The sequence below is a fragment of the Photorhabdus kayaii genome, from assembly GCF_025384895.1.
Classification (GTDB): Bacteria; Pseudomonadota; Gammaproteobacteria; order Enterobacterales; family Enterobacteriaceae; genus Photorhabdus; species Photorhabdus kayaii.
Genome location: NZ_JAJAFZ010000179.1, coordinates 1 through 1,283, shown reverse-complemented (window position 1 = coordinate 1,283; position 1,283 = coordinate 1). Strand labels below are relative to the sequence as shown.

Below are 1,283 nucleotides of genomic sequence, written 5' to 3'. Positions count from 1 at the left end.
CCTCGCCCGCAATAGGGGCAATAGTCCCGCGTTTGAAATCAATCCGGTTGGGGCCTTGTGTCAATGTCAGGTTTTTCGCCTGCACTTTGCCGTTAAGTATCGTGGCCCGGCTGATAATATCGACAGCATCCTGCGCCGTTGCATCCAGCCCCTTTTCATCAAAGGTTATAATGCCTTTTTTCACTTCCAGGGCCGCTAATGCTCCCTCTTTATCAAACACCGGATTCCCGGTCGATAAGGTGACCGCCGGGGTATTGATAAAACCACAGCCATGACAAGTTATGCCGTTCGGGTTAGCGATGAAGACAGGCGCTTTTTGCCCCACCACTTCCAACAAGCCCTGTAGATTTGAGGCTAAAGTCCCCACCACTTCATTAATAATCAACTCAGCCGATTGACCGTTAAAGTAAGGGTTTGCCCCAATTTGTCCCGCCAGTACGGATTGGGTAGCTTCGGTAGCATTATTGAGCACCAGCCCGGCAGCCCCAACATTAAACTCCCGATAACGGTTATGTGAAACACCTCGGGAATTCGGTGCCGCAATATGGATAATAGGCAGGTTATTTCTCACGGCAATCCGCGCTCGGTTATCCTCAAGTTGAATCCCGGGTATTCCACCGACTATGTCTGGGATAGTGATAGCCAGTTGGGCGGCATTGCCTAATGCGAGGTCAATCAACGCAGAAGTCACCGGGGTATATTTACCGCCGGCTAAGTGCAACGCGGTGCTATTTTGGGCGACTGCGGTCGTCCCCTCTGCCGATAATGCTGTCTCCGTTATATTGCGGCGGGCAATCAGGGTTAAATTGTTGTCGGTGATGATCTTGCCAATATTAATCGAGTCACCACTGGTCAGGGTAATATCTTTCCCGGCGGTCAGGGAAATCCCATCCAAATCTATCCCCCCTCCAGCGTGAAGATCAATATTCTCATCCGCAGCCAAATGCTGATTAATACCAATCCTCTCGTTACTCGTCACAAAGATATTTTTCGCCCGGTTAATTAGCGTATCTGAAAGAGATATTCCCCGTTCAGATAGAATACGCAGCGTATTAACCGCAGAAATAATAGGTAATACCCGTGTGCCCGCCGCAGTGGAATTATCTCCTCCAGATGAAACATAAATACCACCGCTGGAGATTAAGGTAATGTCATGACCTGAAATATCCGTGTCACGTACCGTAAGACTTTTCTCTGCCTGTAGCAGAACCTGGTTCCCGGCGTTGATATTTCCCCCATCTAAAGACAAGTCTTTCGCTTTAATGGTGACATCACCGTCGGTA

Annotated in this window: 1 protein-coding gene; it reads right to left on the bottom strand. The window is 49.2% G+C overall.

Annotated features, from left to right (window positions below; all coding sequences use genetic code 11):
- Window positions 1–1,283: filamentous hemagglutinin N-terminal domain-containing protein (locus LGZ98_RS23740; RefSeq protein ID WP_262978731.1), on the bottom strand; the 1,283-nt coding region annotated here is incomplete at both ends.